The sequence below is a fragment of the Pseudarthrobacter sp. 10T415 genome (assembly GCF_056394175.1).
Window position 1 is genome coordinate 1 of record NZ_JBFTHJ010000036.1, and the last position, 4,994, is coordinate 4,994.

The 4,994-nt window shown below is 65.5% G+C and carries 3 protein-coding genes and 1 rRNA gene; 3 read left to right on the forward strand and 1 reads right to left on the reverse strand.

Annotation, left to right across the window (positions count from 1 at the left end):
* The 3 genes from rrf to AC1DBN_RS21235 form a co-directional block, all read left to right on the forward strand.
* Positions 1 to 78, forward strand: a 5S ribosomal RNA gene (gene rrf, locus AC1DBN_RS21225); the annotation flags it as partial.
* Positions 79 to 437: 359 nt separating this feature from the next.
* On the forward strand, positions 438 to 1,445 hold the full coding sequence (locus AC1DBN_RS21230) for a LacI family DNA-binding transcriptional regulator (RefSeq protein ID WP_091716609.1): 1,008 nt from the start codon (positions 438 to 440) through the stop codon (positions 1,443 to 1,445).
* A gap of 118 nt (positions 1,446 to 1,563) precedes the next feature.
* Positions 1,564 to 4,578 (forward strand): glycoside hydrolase family 2 TIM barrel-domain containing protein, encoded by a 3,015-nt coding sequence (locus AC1DBN_RS21235; protein ID WP_477724170.1) that lies wholly within the window; start codon positions 1,564 to 1,566, stop codon positions 4,576 to 4,578.
* A gap of 220 nt (positions 4,579 to 4,798) precedes the next feature.
* Here the strand turns inward: AC1DBN_RS21235 and AC1DBN_RS21240 are convergent.
* Positions 4,799 to 4,994: hypothetical protein (locus tag AC1DBN_RS21240; RefSeq protein ID WP_477724171.1), on the reverse strand; the 196-nt coding region annotated here is incomplete at its 5' end.

Consider the following 4,994-nt stretch of genomic DNA (forward strand, 5'->3'; position numbering starts at 1 on the left):
CCGAACCCGGAAGCTAAGACCCACAGCGCCGATGGTACTGCACCCGGGAGGGTGTGGGAGAGTAGGACACCGCCGGACATCATTTGAGTAGGGCCCTGACACACACCATGTCAGGGCCCTACCACTTTAACCACCACACACCACACACCCAAACGTGGCAGCACCCGGACCATCGCCCACTCTTGGCGGCACCCACCCGAACCCCCGCTCAGTCGTGGTGGCTTAGGCCCGGATCCGCGCTCAGTTCTGGCGGCTCAGGCCCGGACCCCCGCTCACTACAGCTGAACGCGCGTCGGAAGGGGAACCACCACGAGTGAGCGCTCGTCACAGGGACAGCCACCACAAGTGAGCGCGCGTGCGAAGCGTAACCACCACGAGTGAGCGCGCGTCACAGGGGGAGGGGAGCTTCCTATGCCAGCCGCATAGACTTACGGCCTATGAGTCCCCGATCCCCAGAGCCGCGACAGGGCCGCGCCACCATCCTCGATGTTGCCGCCGCGGCCGGTGTCTCGCGGCAGACGGTCACCCGGGCCATGAACGATATGACCGGCATCAGTCAGGCCACTCGGGAACGCGTGCAGCGGATCGCGGCGGAGTTGGGCTATACGCCAAGCCGGTTTGCCAAGGGCCTGGTCCAGGGCGCCAGAACCTCAATAGGCCTGGCCATCCCCGACCTCACCAACCCGTACTTTCCCGCGTTTGCCTCGAGTGTTGTTGAGGCCGCCACGGAGCGGGGATGGAATGTGGTGGTGGATGACTATGGCCACGGCGCAGCTAACGCTCTGGATGCCGCAGCCCGGCTGGCACCCCAGGTGGACGCATTGATCGGCTACCTCGGGGACCACTCAGTCGCAGCCCAGGCGATGCTGGGCCGGCGGCCCGTCGTTGGGCTCGACGACCCCCAGGCACAGGCAGCCGGCTCGATCTCCTTTGACTACGCCTACGCAGCCCGGCTGGGCCTAGAAAGGCTGGTGGCTCATGGTTGTAGGAACATCGCCTTCCTGGATTCTAGCCAGGGCGGGATCGCCGCTGGCAGGGGCTCTGCTGTGGCTGCTGCCGCTGCGGAACGCGAAGTTCAGTTGCTGAAGTTTGCGGCGGAGCCCTCAGCTGCACATGCACGGGATGCGGTCAGCGCACTGTTGACCGGAAAGATCGAAATCGACGGACTCCTGGTTTTCAACGACCTGATGGCGGCCGGCGCATTGAAGGCGTTGCAAGCCGCTGGACGGAACGTGCCTCAGGATGTGGCCGTCATCGGGATGGACGGGATACCGCTGGGGGAGCTGGTGTCCCCTGAGCTGACCACGCTGTCCCTGGACCTGCGGTCCGTGGGCCGGGCCGCCGTCGGCCTCCTTGAAGGCCTCCTGTCCGGAGCAATTGAACCGCACGGCAGTGCCTCGGCCCTGCTCCTGCGGCACGAGCTGGTGGTGCGCCAGTCGGCTTAGGCCAGGCTGATGTGCAACCTCACCCCTACCCATGAAGGGACCGAGAGGCTACGCTTATACTTGCGTTCCGTGAACGTTCACGACGAAGCTAAATGCCCCCAGCCTTCAAGGAAGTCCCATGCCTGTCCAGTCCTCCGCAACGGTGTCGAACGCTGTTGCCAGTGATGCCTCCGACGCCGTGCCGCGCAGTCTTGAACTCGGAGCCGGAGGCGTTCTCGAGTTGTCTTCTGTGGCGCCGGGACGGGGCGCGCTCCCTCCCCGGGCCTATCTCGACAGCGATGCCCCGCGGCTGTCCTTGAACGGCGACTGGCAGTTCCGCCTCAGCCCCGGCATCCGCAGCGCCCCTGCCGAGGGGTGGCAGCTGGGCCAGGAGCTGGACGGCTTCGGGACCCTGCCGGTTCCGTCCAGCTGGCCCATGCACGGGCACGGCGCGCCGGCTTACACAAACATCCAGTTTCCGTTTGCCGTTGAACCCCCGCATGTGCCGGAAGCCAACCCCATTGGCGACCACCTCCTGACGTTCCACGCGGGCCCTGAGTTCTTCCCCAGCGCACTGCTGCGTTTCGACGGTATCGACTCCGCCGGCACGGTGTGGCTGAACGGCGTCGAACTCGGCACCACGCGTGGCAGCCGGCTTGCCCACGAATTCGATGTCTCAGGAATCCTCACGGAGGGCAGCAACACGCTGGCCGTGCGGGTGGCGCAGTTCTCGGCCGCCAGCTACGTGGAGGACCAGGACATGTGGTGGCTCCCGGGGATCTTCCGGGATGTCACCCTCCAAGCCCGCCCCGCGGACGGCATCGATGATGTCTTCGTCCACGCTGACTACGACCCCCGCACGGGCGAAGGTGTCCTGCGCGTGGAGGCGAGCCGAGGCGGAGAGGCGATTGACGCCGTCGTACGCGTTCCCGAACTGGACGTGGAGCTTACGGCCGGCCAGGAGCATCGCTTGCCATCCGTCGCACCCTGGTCTGCTGAGTTGCCCCGCCTGTATGAGGCAACAGTCAGCACCCCGGCCGAAACAGTGTCCCTGCAGCTGGGATTCCGCAGCATCAGCATCGAGGATGCCCAGTTCAAGGTGAACGGGCGGCGGATCCTGCTCCGCGGAGTGAACCGCCACGAGCACCACCCCCGGCTGGGGCGCGTGGTTCCGCAGGAGGTGATGGAGGCGGAGCTCAAGCTCATGAAGCAGCACAACATCAACGCCATCCGCACATCGCACTATCCGCCGCATCCGGAATTCCTTGCCCTGGCTGACCGGCTCGGTTTCTACGTAGTGCTGGAGTGTGACCTGGAAACGCACGGGTTCGAGAGTGCCGGCTGGGCCCAGAACCCGAGCGATGATCCCCAGTGGGAGGCCGCCCTGCTGGACCGGATGCGCCGGACGGTGGAGCGGGACAAGAACCACGCATCCGTCGTGATGTGGTCGTTGGGCAACGAATCCGGTACCGGCCGGAATCTGGCCGAGATGTCCCGCTGGACCAAGGACCGCGACCCGTCACGCCCCATCCACTACGAGGGCGACTGGTCCTCCCCATATGTTGACGTGTACTCCCGGATGTACGCTAACCAGGCCGAAACTGCACTGATTGGGCAGGGAACGGAGCCTCCGCTCGACGATCCGGAGCTGGATGCCCGGCGCCGCGCCATGCCCTTCGTGCTTTGCGAATACGTTCACGCCATGGGCAACGGCCCGGGAGGAATGACCGAATACCAGGAGCTCTTTGAACGCCACCCCAGGCTGATGGGCGGCTTCGTGTGGGAGTGGCTGGAACACGGAATCACCGTCCCAACGCCCGGCGGCGGCGAGCACTTCGCCTACGGCGGCGATTTTGGTGAGGAAATTCACGACGGCAACTTTGTCACCGATGGACTGGTGGACGCCAACCGCAAGCCGCGGCCCGGCCTCCTCGACTTCAAGCGCGTCGTGGCGCCGCTGCGCATCCAGGTGGCGGGAGATTGGTCCGGCTTCAGCATCCACAACGGGCAGGATTTCGCGGACACGTCCGTGTTCACCTTCCGGTACGCGGTGGAGGCCGACGGCGAAACGGTCGACGGCGGCACGGTGGAGGTTCCCGACGTGGCGCCGCAGTCCGGTGCCACGATTCCGTTGCCCTCCAGTTTCCCGCACACGGACGGGCCAGCCGTCCTCACCGTCAGCGCCGTCCTCGCCGCCGCGACGTCCTGGGCCGGCGCCGGCCACGAGATCGCCTGGGGGCAGTCGGTGCGTGGAGTCTCACGTGTTGGGGAGCCCCGCGCTGCTGAACACGTTGCCGCCACTGACGATGAGTTGCGGCTGGGCCCGGCGGTGTTCAGCAGGCTGACCGGGATGCCCACACGGATTGGCGGCATCAACGTCGAAAAGCTGGGGCTCTCGCTGTGGTGGCCCCCCACTGACAATGACCTGGGCAGGGAATGGGGCGGCGCCGACCCGCGGCCTCTGGCCACCCAGTGGCGGGATGCAGGGCTGGACCGGCTCCATGCCCGGCTGCTTGGCATCAGCGCTGAACGCACCGCCGACGGCGGGGAGCAGCTCGTCACGCGGACCAGGGTGGGTGCTGCAGACAAGCAGTTCGGGGTCCTCGTCGACTACACCTGGACCAGTGACGGGGAATCACTGGCTCTCCGCACGCAAGTGCGGCCGCAGGGATCCTGGGTCAACGCGGGCTTTGAAGTGGAGTGGGCCCGGATAGGCCTCGAACTGGTGCTGGACAACGAAACGTCGGCGGTGAGCTGGTTCGGGCAGGGGCCACACCAGGGATACCCGGACACGGGGCAAGGCACGCGCACAGGATGGTTCTCCATGCCCTTGGGTGAACTCGATGTGGAGTATGCGCGGCCCCAGGAATCCGGTGCACGCGCCGGCGTGCGTTCGGCAGCACTTGAGGTGGGAGGAGCCACATTGGACATCGCCGGCGAGCCCTTTGCCCTGACGGTGCGTCCCTACAGCCAGGCTGCACTCAACGAAGCAACGCACCGGCCCGATCTGGCAGCCGACGGGCGGACCTACGTCTACATCGATAACGCCATGCGGGGTGTTGGTACCGGGGCCTGTGGACCGGGCGTTCTCGAGCCGTACCGCCTGTCGCCCAGGGATGCCGATTTCACCGTAGTGCTGCGGGTACGTCCGTAGGCCCCAGCGACATGTGAGCCACTGCATACAGGCTGGTTCCGTCCGGTGGGGCTGCTTGTAGGTGTTGATGGCCCCTGGGATCCGCGTGGTTGCGCGGGTTTTGGGGGCCATTTCCGTGGTTGGGGAGTGGATTTGCGGTGGGGTTGGTGGGCGTGTATTGTTTTCTGAGTCGCCGCCGCTGATGCGGAAAGATAGCGACAAAAACCCCCTTCTGAACGGCCTAAAAAATGGTTCGCACTCTGGTGTGTTCCTGGCGGGTGGGGCTGATCATTGTGCGCTTTGTTTCGCTGGAAAGCGGATTTGCGAAGTGGTGGGTGATCGGGTAAGTTTGGAAAGTTGCTCCGGAGCGATCCTGAACCTTGAGGGTTTGGGTGGTGCCGGGTGTGTCTGTTGTTTGAGAACTCAATAGTGTGCCA

Excerpts from the sequence above, each read along its gene's own strand:
- AC1DBN_RS21230 (WP_091716609.1), top strand. The coding sequence starts at position 438 with ATGAGTCCCCGATCCCCAGAGCCGCGACAGGGCCGCGCCACCATCCTC.
- AC1DBN_RS21235 (WP_477724170.1), top strand. The coding sequence starts at position 1,564 with ATGCCTGTCCAGTCCTCCGCAACGGTGTCGAACGCTGTTGCCAGTGAT.